This is a genomic window from Streptomyces sp. NPDC048434, from assembly GCF_043200375.1.
Taxonomy (GTDB): domain Bacteria; phylum Actinomycetota; class Actinomycetes; order Streptomycetales; family Streptomycetaceae; genus Streptomyces.
In genome coordinates this window covers 111,278-129,555 of record NZ_JBICXQ010000024.1, presented here as the reverse complement: position 1 = coordinate 129,555, position 18,278 = coordinate 111,278, and the positions used below count along the sequence as shown (strand labels likewise).

The following is an 18,278-nucleotide window of genomic DNA, read 5'->3' as shown; positions in this document are numbered from 1 at the left end:
TGGCAAAGTACGGCCAGAGCGTGCCGGACGGAAATGGATGACCCGGGTCTGTTGTTGGAGGGGTTCGGAGGCGTGCCGCCCGCCCTGCCTAGGAGGTAGCTCGACGTGAGCCCATACGTGTCCCGGCTCCGCAGTCGGCCCCATGGCCAGTTCCCGGGCCAGGCCCGGCTGCGCCTGCCCGGCGGCTCGCGCCGTCCGCGCCGGGTGGCGATGCTCAGCGTCCACACCTCCCCGCTGCACCAGCCCGGTACGGGCGACGCCGGCGGCATGAACGTCTACATCGTCGAGCTGGCCAGGAAGCTCGCCTCGATCAACATCGAGGTGGAGATCTTCACCCGCGCCACCACCGGCACCCTCCCGCCCGCCGTCGAGCTCGCCCCGGGCGTCCTCGTCCGGCATGTGGACGCCGGCCCGTACGAGGGCCTGGCCAAGGAGGAGCTGCCCGCCCAGCTGTGCGCCTTCACCCACGGCGTGATGCAGGCCTGGGCCGGCCACCGCCCCGGCTACTACGACCTGGTGCACTCCCACTACTGGCTCTCCGGCCATGTCGGCTGGCTGGCCGCCGAGCGCTGGGGCGTCCCGCTGGTGCACGCCATGCACACCATGGCCAAGGTCAAGAACGCCGCGCTGGCCGTCGGCGACACCCCCGAACCGGCCGCCCGGGTGATCGGCGAGACGCAGATCGTCCGCGCCGCGGACCGTCTGATAGCCAACACCGCCGAGGAGGCGGACGAACTCGCCCGGCATTACGAGGCCGAGCCCGGCAAGGTCGCGGTGGTGCACCCGGGCGTCAACCTCGACCGCTTCCGCCCCACCGGCGGCGATGTCGCGGCGAGCCGGGCCGCCGCCCGCGCCCGCCTCGGCCTGCCGCAGGACGCGGTCATCCCGCTCTTCGCCGGCCGTATACAGCCCCTCAAGGCCCCCGACATCCTGCTGCGGGCTGCCGCCGCCCTGCTGGCCGAGGACCCCTCGCTGCGGGCCCGCATGGTCGTGCCCGTGGTCGGCGGGCCCAGCGGCAGCGGCCTCGCCAAGCCCGAGGGGCTGCAGAAGCTGGCCGCCCGGCTCGGCATCGCCGACCTGGTGCAGTTCCGCCCACCGGTCGGCCAGGAACAGCTCGCCGACTGGTACCGCGCCGCATCCGTGCTGGTCATGCCCTCGTACAGCGAATCCTTCGGACTGGTCGCCATCGAGGCCCAGGCCTGTGGCACCCCGGTCGTCGCGGCCGCGGTCGGCGGTCTGCCGGTGGCCGTGCGCGAGGGCGTCAGCGGCTTCCTCGTCAGCGGCCACGACCCGGCCGACTACGCCCGTGCGCTCGGCCGCTTCGTCGCGGACCCGGCGCTGCCCGCCCGGATGGGCACCGACGCCGCCCGGCACGCCCAGTCCTTCGGCTGGGACACCGCCGCGGCGGCGACGGGCGACGTCTACACCGCCGCCATGCAGGAACACCGCCGTCACCTACGATCCCTCCATGGGTGACGAGCGAGAGACGAGCGCCGCGGTGGGCAACACCACGGCCGAGCCGGTCCCGACGGCGCATGCCGTGATCGAGCGAACCCTGGCCGACGCCGAGCTCGAATGGGAATCGCCCTCCGACGGCACCTATGTCATCAAGCTCCCCGGCACCCGCAAGCTCTCCACGACCTGCTCGCTCGTCGTCGGCAAGCACTCGCTGTCCATCAACGCCTTCGTCGTCCGCCACCCCGACGAGAACCACGAGGCCGTGCACCGCTGGCTACTCGAACGCAACACCCGCCTCTACGGCGTCAGTTACGCGATCGACAAGCTCGGCGACATCTACCTCGTGGGCAAGCTCCCGCTGGCCGCCGTCACCCCCGACGAACTCGACCGCATCCTCGGCTCGGTCCTGGAGAACGCCGACGGCAGCTTCAACACCCTGCTGGAGATGGGCTTCGCCACCGCCATCCGCAAGGAGTACGCCTGGCGGGTCTCCCGCGGCGAATCCACCCGCAACCTGGACGCGTTCACGCATCTGACACAGCGGCCTTCCGCCTAGCCGTACGGGCCGGCCGGGGACCCTACCCGGCTACGGCAGTTCGTACCGCACCAGCGCGCGGGCGAACGGCTCGCCGGTGGCCCGCGCGTAGGCCATCCGCTCCCGCACCTCGCCGAGGGTGCGGGGACGGTAACCCGGCCCGCCGCAGCAGCTCTTGTGGAAGTTGACGCCCGCGTTCAGCAGCACCGTGAGCACGCGCCAGCCCGCGGTGTCGCGGCGGCGCGGCGGCGCGAACGCGGAACCGGCGTGGATCAGCGGCCTCGCGCAACGCGGGCAGCGGCGTTCCCGGTCGCCGAGGTACGGCTGCTTGTAGGACGCCCGGCAGGGCAGGCAGACGTACGACGTTTTCCCATGGGACATGCGGCGAGCGTAGCCGCGCCGGCGCCGGGTCTCGACGGCATTTCGGCGGACCGGTCCCCGACCTGCCGGGGCGCATGCGGCCGCTGCGGTGCCGCCGCGGCGCGTCCCCCTACGCCACCGGCTCGCCGGCCCCCGCCGGCTCGTTCGCCCCTGCGGGCGCCCCGGTCACCGCCCCGGTCTCCGCGCCGGGCACCGCCCCGGTCTCCGCGCCGGGCACCGGAGAGGGCGCCGTCCCGGCCGTCTCCGCCGTGGCGTTGCCCCCCGCTGCCGTGGACGAGGCCACCTTCCCCGCCCGGGTCCGCCCCGGCAGGCTCCGCAGCAGCAGCCCGTAGCCCATGGCCGCCACCGTGCCGACGACGGCGCAGCCGGCCCACAGCGCATCGGCGCCGTAGTGGTCGATCACCACGCCGCCGAGCAGAGGGGCCGCCAGGGAGGCGATGGACCACGACAGGGTGTACATGCCCTGGTAGCGGCCGCGGCCGTGCAGCGGCGAGAGGCGCACCACCAGGCCCATCTGGGTGGGGGAGTTGATGATCTCGCCGAGGGTCCAGACGGTGACGGCGACCGCGTACATGGCGACCGAGCCCGCCAGCGCGGTCAGCCCGAAGCCGTAACCGGCGAGCAGCGCCGAGCCGATGAGGAGCATGGCCGGGCTGCGGTGCTCGATGAAGCGCGTCACCGGGATCTGCAGCAGCACGATGAGGACGCCGTTGACCGCGATGACCAGGCCGAAGTCGGCGCTGGAGAAGCCGTCCCGACCCATCGACACGGGCATGGAGACATAGGCCTGCTGGAACAGCAGGGCCAGCAGCAGGTTGAGGCCGACGACGGTCATGAAGCGGCCGTCGCGCAGGACGGTCCGCATGGAGACGGGGGCGTGGGCCGCGCCGTCGGCGCCGTCCGGTGCGCCCGCGGCGGGGCGCGATTCGGGGAGCTTCCAGAAGACGACCAGCGCACAGGCCAGCACGAGTGTGGACTCGCCCAGGAAGAGGGCCAAGTAGCCGTGCTGGGCGATGAGTCCGGCGGCGGTGGAGGAGACGGCGAAGCCGAGGTTGATCGCCCAGTAGTTGAGGGAGAAGGCGCGGACGCGGTCTTCGGGGGCGACGATGTCCGCCATCATCGCCTGTACGGCGGGGCGGGAGGCGTTGGTCGCCATGCCGACCACGCCCGCCACCGCCGCGATGGCGACCGGATTCTCCATGAAGCCGAGCAGCGCCACGGAGGCTGCCGTCGACAGTTGGGCGATCAGCATGGTGGGCCGGCGGCCGAGCCGGTCGGTCAGCACCCCTGCGCCCACGGACGAGATCACTCCGCCGAGGCCGTACAGCGCACCGACCAGTCCCGCGTACGAGGCCGAGTAGCCGCGCGCGACGGTCAGATAGAGGGCGAGGAAGGTGGCGACGAACGCGCCCAGCCGGTTGATCAAGGTGCTGGTCCACAGCCACCAGAACTGCCGGGGGAGACCGGAGACGCTCTCCCTGGCGGCTTGCCTGAGCCGGGCCGGTCCGGAGGGCCTCGATATGGATGCGGACATGACAGTTCCCCCGTTGAGTGGTGATGCGGTGCGCGGAAGGAGGCGAGCGGGCGGAGTGGTGGCGATGCGGACGGGCGCGGGCGCACGTGAGCGGTGCGTACGGAGGGGCGGGTGGGTACGTCCGACTCCGGGATGTAAGTGGTGCAAGCGACATGCGCAACCTACATATGAAGGAGTCCCCGCCGCCACTCATTTGACGGGAAGCGTCAAACCGCACCGAGATGCCCAGGTCCTGGACCCGCGCAAGGCGCTGTGCGGACTTGGATTACGCTCGACGCCATGGCCGACGCACCGTACAAGCTGATCCTCCTCCGCCACGGCGAGAGCGAGTGGAACGCGAAGAACCTGTTCACCGGCTGGGTGGACGTCAATCTCAACGAGAAGGGCGAGAAGGAGGCAGTCCGCGGCGGAGAGCTGCTCAAGGACGCCGGCCTGCTCCCTGACGTAGTGCACACCTCCCTCCAGAAGCGCGCCATCCGCACCGCGCAGCTGGCCCTGGACGCCGCCGACCGGCACTGGATCCCGGTCCACCGCAGCTGGCGGCTGAACGAGCGCCACTACGGTGCGCTGCAGGGCAAGGACAAGGCGCAGACCCTGGCCGAGTTCGGCGAGGAGCAGTTCATGCTCTGGCGCCGCTCGTACGACACCCCGCCGCCCGCGCTCGACCGCGACGCCGAGTACTCCCAGTTCTCCGACCCGCGCTACGCCGGCCTCCCGCCGGAGCTGCGCCCGCAGACGGAGTGCCTCAAGGACGTCGTCGTCCGCATGCTCCCGTACTGGTTCGACGGCATCGTCCCGGACCTCCGCGCCGGCAAGACGGTCCTGGTCGCCGCCCACGGCAACTCGCTGCGCGCCCTGGTCAAGCACCTCGACGGCATCTCCGACGAGGACATCGCCGGCCTGAACATCCCCACCGGCATCCCGCTCGCCTACGAGCTGGACGCCGACTTCCGCCCGGTCAAGCGCGGCGGCACCTACCTCGACCCGGAGGCCGCCAAGGCCGCCATCGAGGCAGTGAAGAACCAGGGCAAGAAGAAGTAACACCCCGCACTGCACGCCCCCCGTCTGCGGCTTCGCCGCCGGCGGGGGGCTTTGCGTGGTGGTGCGCCGTGGTGGCGGCCGGTGTCTGTAGATGCGGGCTGGGCCGGGGGATGCAGCATGGAAGAGGGGCCGCATTCGTCTGCAACCGGAAGGATGAGCCCGATGCCCAAGTTCATGGACATCCATCGCGGGATGAAGGGCCTTACGCCCGACCAGCTCAACGCGGCGCACCAGGCCGACCTCGCCATCCAGAGCGAGGAAGGCGTGACCTTCGAACACGCCTGGGCCGACACCGACTCGGGCGATGTCTTCTGTCTGTCGGAAGCGCCCTCGGCAGGAGCCGTGCAGCGCATCCACGAGCGCACCGGCCATAAAGCGGACGAGATCCATCCGCTGTCCGTCACCATGTGATCGGCTCCGCGGACGGCCCCGCGGGGAGGGCCCGGCAGCTCCGGAACACGGCTGCGGCCCCGACCGGAAGATCATCCGGTCGGGGCCGCAGTGGCGCTGTGCCGTAGTGGCGCGGTCCGTGACGGTCGCTAGCAGCCGCCGCCGCACTGGCACGGTCCACCCGACTGACAACCACAGCTGCAGCCGGAGCCGCAGCCGCAGGCGCCGAGCAGGGGGAGCCGTGGACGCTCGACGGCCGTCGGGGCGTCGGGCGCGGGGTTGGGGGAGTCCGCCATGGGTGCCATGCATTGCCTCCTAGGGGTCACCTGGTGCCCATTGCAAGCCCGGGAGACAAGGCGCGTCAACGGCGCGTAGAGGCACACGTCAACGGCGCACGGCGGCTCACGGGGCGGACTCGCGCCCTCCTCCCGCTGCCGCGGTTACGCGCCTTCCACCGCCGTCGGCGGGGCGATCTCGTCGGCGTGCTCACCGGTGACGAGGTAGACGACCCGCTTGGCGACGGAGACCGCGTGGTCCGCGAAGCGCTCGTAGTAGCGGCCCAGCAGGGTCACGTCCACGGCCGTCTCGATGCCGTGCTTCCACCGGTCGTCCATCAGGTGCTGGAAGAGGGTGCGGTGCAGCATGTCCATCGCGTCGTCGTCCTGCTCCAGCTGCAGCGCGAGATCGACGTCCTTGGTGATGATGACCTCGGCGGCCTTGGCCATCAGGCGCTGCGCCAGCTGCCCCATCTCCAGGATGGTGGCGTGCAGATCGCGCGGTACGGCCGTCTCCGGGAAGCGCAGCCGGGCCAGCTTGGCCACATGCTGGGCCAGGTCGCCGGAGCGCTCCAGGTCGGCACTCATCCGCAGCGAGGTGACGACGATCCGCAGGTCGGTGGCGACCGGCTGCTGCCGCGCCAGCAGCGCGATCGCGCGTGCCTCCAGATCGCGCTGGAGGTCGTCGACCTTCTCGTCGGCGGCGATGACGTTCTCGGCCAGCTTGAGGTCCGCGTCGAGTATCGCCGTGGTGGCGCGCCCGATCGCGGAGCCGACGAGCCGGGCCATCTCGACCAGGCCCTCGCCGATCGAATCCAGCTCCTCGTGGTACGCGTCCCGCATCTGTGACCTTCTCTCGCATCGATGTGGTGGTGTGGCGTGGGGTGGGAGGTGGAACGGGGTGCAGGGTGACCTGTGCCCACGCTCTCACGGTCGGTGCCCGCGCGGCCCGTACCCCGTTGGGGCGGTGCCTCCACGGAGCCGGTACTCCGCGGTGCCGGTGCTCCAGAAGGGCCGTGTCCCCTCGGTCGCTCAGGGTGTCCGGCCGCGCGTCGGTGCGGAACCGGTCCGGCACCCGCACCGTCACCCTGCGGGTACTGCGCGACCTGCGGTGCCACCGAGCGTGAACCGGCGCCGACGTGAAGGTGAACTCTGGGCGACGCATCCACTGCCCCGGGGGCGGTCACGCCGTTCACCTGGCCGGGCGCCGGAGCGGCAGGGTGCTCGCGCCGGTTTCCCTAGGGACATCCGCCGGGCAGCCGCACGCCCCGCACCCGCCTCCGGAGTGAACCAGCGCGGACGTCACGGTGAACTCTGGGCGACGGCTGTTCGAGCAGAGCCCCGCACGGCTGGGGAAGTGTCCGACCGGGCGCATAACCTGGAGTCATGAACGTGGACGCGGCCGTCGCCGCAGTGGCTGCGATCGCCGGGCTCTGTACCGGTGTCTTCGCCATGCTGGCGTTCCGCTGGAGTGAGCGCGACCAGGCCAAGCCCACCCGTACCTCACTGCACACGGAAGCCGTGCTGCCGCCCGGGGTCGACACCGTGCTCTCGGTGCTCCGCTCCTCCGCCGTGGTCCTCGACGAGGCCGACGCCGTCGTCAAGGCCAGCTCCGCCGCCTACGCCCTCGGGCTGGTCCGCGGCGGCAAGCTCGCCGTCGAGCCGATGATGCAGATGGCCCGCGACACCCGCAGGGACGGCGAGATACGCCAGGTCGAGCTGGATCTGCCGCGCCGCGGCACCGGCCGCGGCGAGGCACTCGCGGTCTCCGCCAGAGTGGCTCCGCTCGGCTCCCGGCTCGTCCTGCTGCTGGTCGAGGACCTCACGGAGGCCCGCCGGATAGAAGCGGTCCGCCGCGACTTCGTGGCCAACGTCAGCCATGAGCTCAAGACGCCCGTCGGCGCCCTGTCGCTGCTCTCCGAGGCCGTGATGGACGCCAGCGACGACCCCGAGGCCGTCGAGCGCTTCGCCGGCCGGATGCAGAACGAGGCCACCCGCCTGACCAACCTCGTCCAGGAGCTCATCGACCTCTCCCGGGTGCAGAACGACAACCCGCTGGAGGACGCCGAGCCGGTCCGGGTCGACGAGCTGGTCGCCGAGGCGATGGACCGCTGCCGCCAGCAGGCCGGCGCGAAACAGATCACCATGGCCGTCGGCGGTACCGCCGACCTGCATGTCTGGGGAAACCGCGGCCAGCTCGCCGCGGCCCTGGGCAACCTCGTCGAGAACGCCGTCAACTACTCCCCGGCACGCACCCGCGTCGGGATCGCCGGACGCCATGTTTCCGCGCCCGGCGGCGACCTGATCGAGATCGCGGTGACCGACCAGGGCATCGGGATATCCGAAAAGGACCGGGACCGCGTCTTCGAGCGGTTCTACCGTGTGGACCCGGCGCGCTCGCGCGCCACCGGCGGGACCGGACTCGGCCTCGCCATCGTCAAGCATGTGGCCGCCTCGCACGGCGGGGAGGTCACGGTGTGGAGCGCTGAGGGACAGGGCTCCACCTTCACCCTGCGTCTCCCGGAAGCCGGTGCCGTACGCGACCGCGAACGGCCCGCCGACCCCTCCGGGGAGGGCCTCGACGACGAGGACCGCCCGTACGAGACCTTCAACGATCCGCTTCCTGCTTACCCAGCCCCGGAGGTCCTTCCGTGACCCGAGTGCTTGTCGTCGAAGACGAGGAATCGTTCAGCGACGCACTGTCGTACATGCTCCGCAAGGAGGGTTTCGAGGTCGCCATCGCGGCCACGGGCCCTGACGGACTGGACGAGTTCGAGCGCAACGGCGCCGACCTCGTGCTGCTCGACCTGATGCTGCCGGGCCTGCCCGGCACCGAGGTCTGCCGCCAACTGCGGGGTCGTTCCAACGTCCCCGTCATCATGGTGACCGCCAAGGACAGCGAGATCGACAAGGTCGTCGGCCTGGAGATAGGAGCCGACGACTACGTCACCAAGCCCTTCTCCTCCCGCGAACTGGTCGCCCGCATCCGCGCCGTGATGCGCCGTCGCGGCGAGCCGGAGGAGGTCACCCCGCAGGCCCTGGAGGCCGGCCCGGTCCGTATGGACGTGGACCGCCATGTCGTCACGGTCTCCGGCGGCAAGGTCGACCTGCCCCTGAAGGAGTTCGACCTCCTGGAGATGCTGCTGCGCAACGCCGGCCGGGTGCTGACCCGGATGCAGCTCATCGACCGGGTCTGGGGCGCCGACTACGTGGGCGACACCAAGACCCTGGATGTGCACGTCAAGCGGCTGCGCGCCAAGATCGAGCCCGACCCGGGCGCACCGCGCTATCTCGTCACGGTCCGTGGCCTGGGCTACAAGTTCGAGCCGTAAAGAGCAGCACGCCACGCGCACCGCAGCAGTGAGCTCCTCGCACCCCAACGGCGAGCCCTCCGCCGCTCAGCGGTGACCCACCGCTCGGCGGTGACCGCTCGTGCGCCGCGGTAGTACGCCTCAGGGGCGCCCCTCCGGATCGGACGGGCGCCCCTGACGCTTGACCGTGACAGCCGGCCCGCCCTCGCGGCGGGCGGCTTCAGTGACCGCTGTGCGCCGACGCGGAGGGCGTGCCGGAGCCGGACGGGCCGGCCGACTCGGACGGCTTGCCCGACTGCGACGGCTTGGCGGAGCCGGACGGAGACGCCGAGCCGGACGGCTGCGGCAGCTGCGAGGGGCCGTAGCCCTGGAAGTAGTTCTTCGCCGGGACGACATAGGCGCTGGTCTTCACCTTGCCGGTGGCGCTGAAGGTGAACGTCAGGGGCTGCACGTTCCCGTCCTTGACGGCCTCGCGGCCGCTGGCCAGGACGGCCGAGGCGTTGCCCTTGCCGCCGAGCACGACGGAGCCCCCGGCCGGCACGGAGACCGCGCCCGAGCCACCGCCGACGGGCGACAGCTTGGCCGACTGGCCGGTGCCGTCGACGGAGATCGCGGTCAGCTTCTGGTCCTTGGCACCGTTGTTGAACACCGTCGCGGCCACCACGGCCGGGCCCTTGGCGTTCACATCGGGCTGGGTGATGACGGTGACGTTCTGGAGCTTGATGTCGCCGACTGAGGTCGCGGCGTTGTCCGGCTCGACCTGCAGCGTCTGGGCGTCGTTCCCCGCCCCGCACGCGGACAGCGTGGCGATCGAGAGCGAAAGAACGGTAGCGGCGAGGACGCCGCGTCGAAGGCTGCGGCTCACGGCGGCGGCATCTCCTTGACGAGCTACGGCGGCCGAACGTGCGTGCCCGGTCGCGGATGGGCGGCTGGGGCGGCACTGCGTACGCGTCATGACGACGGGTGCGTAAAGCCGCCCTAAGGGTGTGTCAGCGCCGCTAGGTTACCGAGCCGTCCTCGCGCCGCCGCACCCGACCCGCCCCCTACGCGATCAGCGCCCTCGCCACCGCTGCCCGGGTTCCGTTCCCCCGCCCCGGAAGCGGGATCGCGGACGGAAAACTGACCGTGGTTCAAGAGCCGCCGAGAAGCGGCCGGCAGAACGCGCCGGAGAACGCAGACCGCGACACGCAACCGAGAGGCAGGTTCGGCGAGCCCGCTCATCGAGATCACCCGCCGGGATCAACTCACCGGGATCGTTCCTCAAGAACAGGGAAGGAATTTTCGGCAAGCGGCCGTTCGGGTGGCGACCCATGGGTTTCTCCCCGGGGAAAAGCAGTATTCGCTGGGAATGTGAAGGCCTCGCGGAATTGATCACACTGTTCAGTACCCCGACTCGTGATCAATTCGGGAATCGGTCCGAGAGGTCCAGGAGCAGCCGAACGGAGTAGCGGAACTCGCTCATGTGGATCCACCCAAAACGGGACGTTCGGCCTGTCGATCACCGGGTTCCCGACACGTGACGGGCATGTTTCCGCTCACCCGTGCAGCCCCTCCGACCTGCGAATACCCGTCTCCAGAGGCCCTTCGCAGCACGTTCCGGTCGCTGTTGTCAAGCCCCGAGATATGCCCTGACCTGCGAAAACGCCATTCAGAACGGCCCGTTCCCGTGTTAGCATGGATAGCCACGGAAGGGGTACCTGTCACATGACGTTCAAGGTTGGCGACACCGTGGTCTATCCCCATCACGGGGCCGCGCTGATCGAGGCCATCGAAACTCGCCAGATCAAAGGCGTGGACAAGACCTACTTGGTGCTGAAAGTCGCCCAGGGCGACTTGACTGTTCGTGTGCCAGCGGACAATGCGGAGTTCGTCGGCGTTCGCGACGTGGTTGGTCAGGACGGGCTGGACCGGGTCTTCGAGGTGCTTCGTGCACCGTATGCCGAAGAGCCGACGAACTGGTCCCGTCGCTACAAGGCAAATCTTGAGAAGCTCGCTTCCGGCGACGTGATCAAGGTTGCCGAAGTGGTGCGCGACCTGTGGCGGCGTGAGCGTGAGCGCGGGCTGTCCGCCGGTGAGAAGAGGATGCTCGCGAAGGCGCGCCAGATTCTGGTGAGCGAGCTCGCCCTCGCGGAGAACACCAACGAGGACAAGGCCGAGGCCCTGCTCGACGAGGTACTCGCGTCCTGACGACGTGTGCGTTGGCGAAATCCAACGCAGCGACGACGTAGCAATGCCGCGGTGCCCGAGTGACGACCGTTTCCCCAGTGAAGCGGTCTGTTGCCGGGCGCTGCGGCATATCTGCTGCTGCGACATGACGTACGGGGTGTGACCTGCGGGGCCGACAAGCGCCTGCCCCCCTGTGGTGTGCCGGGCCCGGGCAGCTGCCTCGACCGATGTCACGGAAGGGTCCGGTCAAGGCATCGCGCCCGGCACGCTGAGGCCATACCCACCTCCCCCGAGGAAACAAACCTGTCTGCGCCAATTCCGGGCTCGCCCCGGACTCCGGAGCCATCGATGTCAGATCTCTCCCGCCCGAACCGCACCGCCGCGGTGATCCCGGCCGCCGGCCGCGGTGTCCGGCTCGGCCCCGGCACCCCCAAGGCGCTGCGCACGCTGGGCGGCACCCCGATGCTGGTGCACGCCGTCCGCGCGATGGCCGCCTCTCGTGCCGTCTCGCTCATCGTGGTGGTCGCCCCGCCCGACGGTGCCGCCGAGGTCAGCCGCCTCCTTCACGAGCACCCGCTCGCCGAGCGCACCGAGCTGGAGGTGGTCCCCGGCGGGCACACCCGTCAGGAGTCCGTACAGCTCGGTCTGGCCGCCCTCCCGGACACCATCGATGTCGTGCTGGTGCATGACGCCGCGCGGCCGCTGGTCCCGGTCGACACGGTCGACGCGGTGGTCGCCGCCGTACGCGGCGGTGCGCCCGCCGTCGTCCCCGCGCTGCCGCTCGCCGACACCGTCAAGCAGGTCGACCCGCAGCCGCACGGCACCCCGGAACCGGTCGTCGGCACCCCGGAGCGGGCCCTGCTGCGCGCCGTGCAGACGCCGCAGGGCTTCGACCTGGCGACCCTGCGCAAGGCGCACGACACCGTCGTCGAGGGCGAGGGCGCCACCGACGACGCCGGGCTGGTCGAACGGCTCGGGTCGCCGGTCGTGGTCGTCCCGGGCCACGAGGAAGCGTTCAAGGTGACCCGGCCGCTGGACCTGGTCCTGGCCGAGGCCGTACTCGCCCGCAGGAGGGCCACCGATGGCTATGTCTGAGCAGGCCGGAGCCCAGCCCGCCGGCCCCGCCCCGGTCGTCGCGCTCACCGCCGTCCCCCTCGTCGGCATCGGCACGGACGTGCACGCCTTCGAGCAGGGTCGCGAGCTGTGGTGCGCCGGGCTGCTCTGGGACACCGCGGAGAGCGACGGCTACGGACTCGCCGGCCACAGCGACGGCGATGTGGCCGCGCACGCCGCCTGTGACGCGCTCTTCTCGGCGGCCGGCGTCGGCGATCTGGGCGCACACTTCGGCACCAGCCGCCCCGAGTGGTCCGGCGCCTCCGGTGTGACGCTGCTGGCCGAGGCTGCCCGGATCGTACGGGCCGAGGGCTTCACCATCGGCAATGTCGCGGTGCAGGTCATCGGCGTCCGCCCGAAGGTCGGCAAGCGGCGGGACGAGGCCCGGAAGGCCCTGTCGGCGGCCGTCGGCGCCCCGGTCTCGGTCTCCGGCACGACCTCGGACGGACTGGGCCTGACCGGCCGCGCCGAGGGCCTGGCCGCGGTGGCCACGGCGCTCGTCTTCCGTACGGCCTGAACAGGTTCCGTACGGTCGGTGACCTGGTTCCGCACGGGTCCGAAGAGCTCCGCGCGGAAAGGTGAACGTTCCGTGCGGTCCGACCCGGCGGGCGCGCGTCCGGCGCTCCCCGTGCGGCGCCCGCCGTTCCCCCGTGTGGCGTGGGAATGGCGGGCGCCGTACGGGTGTTGGGGGGAGGATCGGAGTATTCGTGTCCCCGGAAGGCCCGCAGGAAGGACCCCTCGTGACTGCCACCCTGTCCGACGACCTCAAGAATCTCCTCGACACTCCGGTCTTCGTGACCGTGGCCACCGTCCAGCCCGACGGCAGCCCCCAGGTCTCTCCGGTCTGGGTGAAGCGGGACGGCGACGACCTGCTGTTCTCGACGACCGTCGGCCGGCGCAAGGAAGCCAACCTCCGACGTGACGCCCGTGTCTCGGTCGTCGTCCAGCCCTTCGACGCCCCGTACACCTACGCCGAGGTGCGCGGCTCCGCCTCGCTCACGACCGAGGGCGGGCAGGAGCTCATCGAAGAGCTCTCGCGCAAGTACACCGGCAAGGCGTACGCGGACTTCAACCCCGCGGCGCCCGACGACTCCGAGCGGGTGGTCGTCCGGATCACCCCGCGCAAGGTGGTCGGCAGCATCTGACGGTCCCCGCGACCGCTCCGGACACGGCGACACTTCCGGCGAATCGGACGCCGATGACGGATACGTCACCCCGTGGCCCAATGGGTCGCGGGGCACTGCCTCGTTCCGACTACCCTGGTTCCGTGACGATTCGCCTGTACGACACCAGCGCCCGGCAGATTCGCGACTTCACCCCGCTCACGCCGGGCTGTGTCTCGATCTACCTGTGTGGTGCGACCGTGCAGGCTGCCCCGCACATCGGGCACATCAGGTCGGGACTGAACTTCGACATCATGCGCCGCTGGTTCGAGTACCGCGGCTACGACGTCACGTTCGTGCGCAATGTCACGGACATCGACGACAAGATCATCAAGAAGTCGGCCGAGCAGGGCCGCCCGTGGTGGTCGATCGGCTACGAGAACGAGGTCGCCTTCAACACGGCGTACGACACCCTCGGCTGCCTGCGCCCGACCTACGAGCCGCGTGCCACCGGCCACATCCCCGAGATGATCGAGATGATGCGCGGCCTGATCGAGCGCGGTCACGCCTACGCCGCCGACGGCAACGTCTACTTCGACGTACGGTCGTTCCCGGAGTATCTCCAGCTGTCCAACCAGGAGTTGGACAACCTCCTCCAGCCGTCCGGCGAGGGGGAGACCGGCAAGCGGGACCCGCGCGACTTCGCCATGTGGAAGGCGGCCAAGGAGGGCGAGCCCAGCTGGGAGACCCCGTGGGGCCGCGGCCGTCCCGGCTGGCACCTGGAGTGCTCGGCGATGGCGCACAAGTACCTGGGCGCCGCGTTCGACATCCACGGCGGCGGCATCGACCTGATCTTCCCGCACCACGAGAACGAGATCGCCCAGGCCAAGGCCTTCGGTGACGACTTCGCCGCGTACTGGACCCACAACGCCTGGGTGACCATGAGCGGCGAGAAGATGTCCAAGTCGCTGGGCAACTCCCTGCTGGTCTCGGAGATGGTCAAGCGCTGGCGCCCGATCGTGCTGCGCTACTACCTGGGCACCCCGCACTACCGCTCGATGATCGAGTACAGCGAGGACGCGCTGCGCGAGGCCGAGTCCGCGTTCGCGCGGATCGAGGGGTTCGTCCAGCGCGTCGTCGAGAAGGTTGGGGTCGTCGAGCCGGCCGCCGAGGTGCCGCTGGCCTTCGCCGAGGCGATGGACGACGATCTGGGCGTCCCGCAGGCGCTGGCGATCGTGCACACCACCGTCCGGCAGGGCAATTCCGCACTGACCGCCGACGACAAGGAGTCGGCCGTGGCCCGGCTGGCGGAGCTGCGTGCGATGCTGGGGGTGCTCGGTCTGGATCCGCTCGACGAGCGCTGGTCCGGCGGCGGCACCGACCGCGGTGAAGACCTCCACGGCGTCGTGGACTCCCTGGTCCGTCTCGTCCTCGAACAGCGCCAGGCCGCCCGCTCCCGCAAGGACTACGCCACCGCCGACGCCATCCGCGATCAGCTCCAGCAGTCCGGACTCGTCATCGAGGACACCCCTTCGGGCCCGCGCTGGTCGCTGTCCTGACCCCGGCCGCACGCCTCGTCGGCCACCCGCATTCGCCTCGCACGGTGGCTGCGGGCGACACTCAATCCATACGTACGTACCCACTCCACGTCGCGAGACGTCGAGAGCAGTGAAGAAACAGGTGACCCATGGCCGGCAACAGCCAGCGCAGGAACCGCCGCACGTCCAACAAGAAGGGCGCGCAGGTCGGCAGCGGCGGTAAGCGGCGCCGGGGCCTGGAAGGCAAGGGGCCGACCCCGCCCGCCTCCGACCGCAAGGGACACGTCAAGAACCGCGCCGCCAACGCCAAGGCGAAGCAGGCCGCGGCGCGCCGCCCGGCCCCGCGGCGCGGCGGCGCCAAGGGCACATCCGAGCTGGTCGTCGGCCGTAACCCGGTCTTCGAGGCGCTGCGCGACGGCGTGCCCGCGACGAACCTCTACGTCCAGCAGTTCATCGACACCGACGAGCGGGTGCGCGAGGCGCTCCAGCTCGCCTCGGAGCGCGGCAACATCAACCTGATGGAGGCGCCGCGTCCCGAGCTGGACCGGATGACCAACGGCCTCAACCACCAGGGCCTGGTCCTGCAGGTCCCGCCGTACGACTACGCCCACCCCGAGGACCTGACCGCGATTGCCTTCGACGACGGCGACGACCCGCTGATCGTCGCGCTCGACGGTGTCACCGACCCGCGCAACCTCGGCGCCGTGGTCCGCTCCGTGTGCGCCTTCGGCGGCCATGGCGTGGTCGTGCCGGAGCGCCGGGCGGCCGGCATGACGGCCGGCGCGTGGAAGACCTCGGCGGGCACCGCGGCCCGTACGCCGGTCGCCCGCGCCACCAACCTGACCCGGACCCTGGAGTCGTACCAGAAGGCCGGTCTGATGGTCGTCGGTCTGGCCGCGGACGGCGAGATGGAGCTGCAGGACGTCGAGGCGCTGGACGGCCCGGTCGTCATCGTGGTCGGCAGCGAGGGCAAGGGCCTGTCGCGGCTGGTCGGCGAGACGTGTGACGTACGGGTGCGGATCCCGATGCCGGGCGGCGCGGAGTCGCTGAACGCCGGTGTCGCGGCCGGTGTCGTCCTGTGGGAAGCGGCGCGCCGCCGCGGCTGAGTCCGGATGCCCCGGGGCGGTCGGTACGCACCTGTGCCGCACCCCGGGGCAAGACCTGACCCTCTGTGCGCCTTTCCCGTATCCCGTGATCTTTTGACGGGTCTCGGACAGATCGACCCGGTCAAGGCAGTGTCTTAAACGCTGGTCACTCGGTTAGATGAGCGTGGACACCAGAACACCCCGCACGCCTACGGGGGGACGCTCGCCGGGCTTCGATGACGAGCCGGGCCTGAGCTCGGTCAAGGTGCCGTGCGATCCCGCGCAGGTCATCGTCAACCACGCCAGCTTCCGCGTACAGCTCGCCGCGCCCGCGGCGCGCGGCGCCATGGCCGACACCGCGCGCATCCCCGTCATCGGGGGCTCGGCCGCCGGTGCCAGACGCCGGGCGCCCGTGGTGTGGAGCGGCCGCACCGAACCGGGCGGCACGGCCGGCGCCACCACCCAACTCCTGCACGCGGTCCGCAACGCGGGCGTCGGCCTCGACGGCGGTCCGGGCGAGGACATCGGCACGACCCAGGTCCTGCCGCGGATCCGCCTCGGCGACGCCCCCGCCCAGACCGTGATCGGCCAGCGCGGCCCCGCCGAATCCGACACCAATCTGCTGCGCGGCGTACGCCCCGTGGGCAGCGCGTACGGCGACACCTACCGCGACCAGCCCTACCGCCACCCCTACGGCGACCGCGGCCACACCGACGACGGTTACGACGACGGCCGGTTCGAGGCGCGGGACGACTACGACTACGACCCCGGCGGCAAGCGGCGCGGCACGGACAGCGTGCGGCACGCGTACTACCCCGGCCGCCGGATGAACCTCGGCGTCGTCCTGCTGCCGCTGCGCATCTTCCTCGGGCTGATCTCCGTCTACGCCGGCATGGGCAAGCTCTGTGACCCCGTCTACTTCGACGGCGGCGAGCGCGGCTCGATGGTCAAGTGGCTGCTGTCGCTCGACCCCTGGGCGCTGGCCGTGCCGCTGCGGGACTTCGCCGTCTCACACCCCGTCGGCGCCGGTCTGACCGTCGCCTTCCTCCAGGTCGTGGTCGGCGTCCTGACCATCTGCGGACTGTGGCAGCGTGTCGCCGCGTCCTTCGGCGCGCTGCTCTCGGCGGCGCTGCTGATGACCGTCAGCTGGCGCACCGTCCCCGCCTACGACGCCCCCGACATCATCTACCTCGCCGCCTGGAGCCCGCTGATCATCGCGGGTGCCCCCGTCTACTCCATGGACGGACGGCTGGCCGGCGAGGCGTGGAGGCGTCTCGGCCCCCGCGTCGAGGTGGCCGACCTGCGGCGCCGGGTGCTGCGCCGCGGCGCCGTGATGACCGCGGTGGTGGCCGGACTGACCCTGCTCGTCGGCTCGCTGCTCGGCGGCGCCGTACGGTCCGCGACGGTCGCGACCGTGCCGCGGCCCGGCGAGCCCGCGATCAACAACCTCCCCGGCTCCCCGCTGCCCCGCCCTGGCAAGCACGCCACCCGGCCCGGCCAGCGGCACAAGGGCAGCGCCGCACCGCGTCCCGGAACGCCCTCGGCAAACGCCTCGCACAAGGCCCGCAAGCCCGGCACGCCGTCCGCGTCGACCTCCGGCACGGGACGGTCGACGGGCAGCACCAGCGGCCTCTCCCAGCAGCCGGGAGCGACCACCAGCGCACCCCAGCAGACCGTGCCGACCCACGCCCCGGCACCGACCCGGGTGCCGACCTCGGCGGGCGGCACCGGCGGCGGCACCACCGGCACCGGCAGCACCGGCACCGGCGGCTCCGGAGGCGACTCCGGCCGCGGCGACACCCTGGGCGGCCTCCTGGGCTGACCGGCTTCCCCGCACCTGTCCCCGATCGCCCCGCTCTCTCCGTACGGCCCGGATCCACCGGCCGTTACGGGGAGGGGAGCGGTCGGGGACAGGTGTGTGCGGGGGCATCGAGGGCGGGCCAGCGGGGGCGTGGCCGGCGGGGCGGCAGCGGGGCGGGCGCCGCGGCGGGACAGACGCGGAGGTGCAGGGGGAACGGACACGGACGCACAGGGGGAGAGGCGCGGGCCCTCGGGGGCGTGTCGGGGCGCTGGGAGGCGGCTTCGGGGCCTCGGTGCCCCTCTGAGGCCCTCTTTGAGCGGCACGCCGCGGGGTGCCGCTTCTCGACGTCCCTGGATGCGGCTCCGTGCCCCCTGGGCCCGGCTCAACGCCCTTGGGGCGGCCCGACGCGTCCCGTGCCGTCACGTCGCCCCTGCGGGGGCTCCACGCGCCCCCGTGCGGGCTCAGTCCCTGTACGGGCTCAACCCCCGTGCACGCTCAACCCCCGTGCACGCTCAATCCCCGTAGGGGCACAACCTCCCGCGCGCGC

General features: G+C 71.4%; 17 protein-coding genes. 13 read left to right on the top strand and 4 right to left on the bottom strand.

The genetic code is table 11. From position 1 onward, the window contains the following. The first annotated feature begins 105 nt into the window (after positions 1–105). Positions 106–1,476 carry a D-inositol-3-phosphate glycosyltransferase gene (gene mshA / locus ACGFWI_RS26810; protein ID WP_393908581.1) on the top strand — a complete coding sequence of 457 codons (1,371 nt, stop codon included), beginning with the start codon at positions 106–108 and terminating at the stop codon, positions 1,474–1,476. After that, positions 1,469–2,014 (top strand): YbjN domain-containing protein, encoded by a 546-nt coding sequence (locus ACGFWI_RS26805; protein WP_393908580.1) that lies wholly within the window; start codon positions 1,469–1,471, stop codon positions 2,012–2,014. The genes mshA and ACGFWI_RS26805 overlap by 8 nt, the downstream gene beginning before the upstream one ends. 30 nt (positions 2,015–2,044) lie before the next feature. Here ACGFWI_RS26805 and ACGFWI_RS26800 read toward each other — a convergent pair whose 3' ends face one another. Next, positions 2,045–2,374, bottom strand: coding sequence for a deoxyxylulose-5-phosphate synthase (locus ACGFWI_RS26800; RefSeq protein WP_393908579.1), 330 nt, complete (start codon positions 2,372–2,374; stop codon positions 2,045–2,047). A gap of 109 nt (positions 2,375–2,483) precedes the next feature. After that, the gene (locus ACGFWI_RS26795; protein ID WP_393908578.1) at positions 2,484–3,908 is read right to left on the bottom strand and encodes an MDR family MFS transporter; all 1,425 of its coding nucleotides are present in this window, start codon (positions 3,906–3,908) and stop codon (positions 2,484–2,486) included. A 279-nt stretch (positions 3,909–4,187) separates the two neighbouring features. Here ACGFWI_RS26795 and ACGFWI_RS26790 point away from each other — a divergent pair, with 279 nt between their 5' ends. After that, positions 4,188–4,949: a phosphoglyceromutase gene (locus ACGFWI_RS26790; protein ID WP_393908577.1), complete on the top strand. Its 762-nt coding sequence runs from the start codon at positions 4,188–4,190 to the stop codon at positions 4,947–4,949. Between the two features lie 162 nt (positions 4,950–5,111). Beyond that, positions 5,112–5,360, top strand: a complete 249-nt coding sequence (locus tag ACGFWI_RS26785; protein WP_393908576.1) for an SCO4226 family nickel-binding protein — start codon at positions 5,112–5,114, stop codon at positions 5,358–5,360. Between the two features lie 419 nt (positions 5,361–5,779). Here the strand turns inward: ACGFWI_RS26785 and phoU are convergent, their stop codons facing one another. Next, positions 5,780–6,457 carry a phosphate signaling complex protein PhoU gene (gene phoU / locus ACGFWI_RS26780; protein ID WP_393908575.1) on the bottom strand — a complete coding sequence of 226 codons (678 nt, stop codon included), beginning with the start codon at positions 6,455–6,457 and terminating at the stop codon, positions 5,780–5,782. 543 nt (positions 6,458–7,000) lie between these two features. Between phoU and ACGFWI_RS26775 the strand changes: the two genes are divergently transcribed. Beyond that, entirely contained in the window at positions 7,001–8,269 is a 1,269-nt protein-coding gene (locus ACGFWI_RS26775) for a sensor histidine kinase (protein ID WP_393908574.1), read from the top strand. After that, a complete protein-coding gene (locus tag ACGFWI_RS26770; protein ID WP_086721180.1) occupies positions 8,266–8,946 on the top strand; it encodes a response regulator transcription factor in 681 nt (226 codons plus the stop codon). The genes ACGFWI_RS26775 and ACGFWI_RS26770 overlap by 4 nt, the downstream gene beginning before the upstream one ends. Before the next feature lie 199 nt (positions 8,947–9,145). On the opposite strand, the gene ACGFWI_RS26765 is transcribed toward ACGFWI_RS26770, so the two are convergent. Next, positions 9,146–9,790, bottom strand: a complete 645-nt coding sequence (locus tag ACGFWI_RS26765; protein ID WP_393908573.1) for a DUF461 domain-containing protein — start codon at positions 9,788–9,790, stop codon at positions 9,146–9,148. 839 nt (positions 9,791–10,629) lie between these two features. Here ACGFWI_RS26765 and ACGFWI_RS26760 point away from each other — a divergent pair. The 7 genes from ACGFWI_RS26760 to ACGFWI_RS26730 all read left to right on the top strand — a co-directional run bounded on the left by ACGFWI_RS26760 (position 10,630) and on the right by ACGFWI_RS26730 (position 17,752). Continuing rightward, positions 10,630–11,112: a CarD family transcriptional regulator gene (locus ACGFWI_RS26760; protein ID WP_003953493.1), complete on the top strand. Its 483-nt coding sequence runs from the start codon at positions 10,630–10,632 to the stop codon at positions 11,110–11,112. Between the two features lie 327 nt (positions 11,113–11,439). Beyond that, on the top strand, positions 11,440–12,186 hold the full coding sequence (gene ispD, locus ACGFWI_RS26755; protein WP_393908572.1) for a 2-C-methyl-D-erythritol 4-phosphate cytidylyltransferase: 747 nt from the start codon (positions 11,440–11,442) through the stop codon (positions 12,184–12,186). Further along, complete coding sequence (gene ispF, locus ACGFWI_RS26750; protein WP_393908610.1) at positions 12,179–12,721, top strand: 2-C-methyl-D-erythritol 2,4-cyclodiphosphate synthase; 543 nt, start codon at positions 12,179–12,181, stop codon at positions 12,719–12,721. Before ispD ends, ispF begins: the two co-directional genes overlap by 8 nt. A gap of 223 nt (positions 12,722–12,944) precedes the next feature. After that, on the top strand, positions 12,945–13,349 hold the full coding sequence (locus tag ACGFWI_RS26745; protein ID WP_393908571.1) for a PPOX class F420-dependent oxidoreductase: 405 nt from the start codon (positions 12,945–12,947) through the stop codon (positions 13,347–13,349). Between the two features lie 122 nt (positions 13,350–13,471). Beyond that, a complete protein-coding gene (cysS, locus tag ACGFWI_RS26740) occupies positions 13,472–14,866 on the top strand; it encodes a cysteine--tRNA ligase (protein ID WP_393908570.1) in 1,395 nt (464 codons plus the stop codon). 128 nt (positions 14,867–14,994) lie between these two features. Next, entirely contained in the window at positions 14,995–15,951 is a 957-nt protein-coding gene (gene rlmB / locus ACGFWI_RS26735) for a 23S rRNA (guanosine(2251)-2'-O)-methyltransferase RlmB (protein ID WP_393908569.1), read from the top strand. Positions 15,952–16,108: 157 nt separating this feature from the next. Further along, complete coding sequence (locus ACGFWI_RS26730) at positions 16,109–17,752, top strand: DoxX family membrane protein (protein ID WP_393908568.1); 1,644 nt, start codon at positions 16,109–16,111, stop codon at positions 17,750–17,752. Positions 17,753–18,278 lie beyond the last annotated feature (526 nt).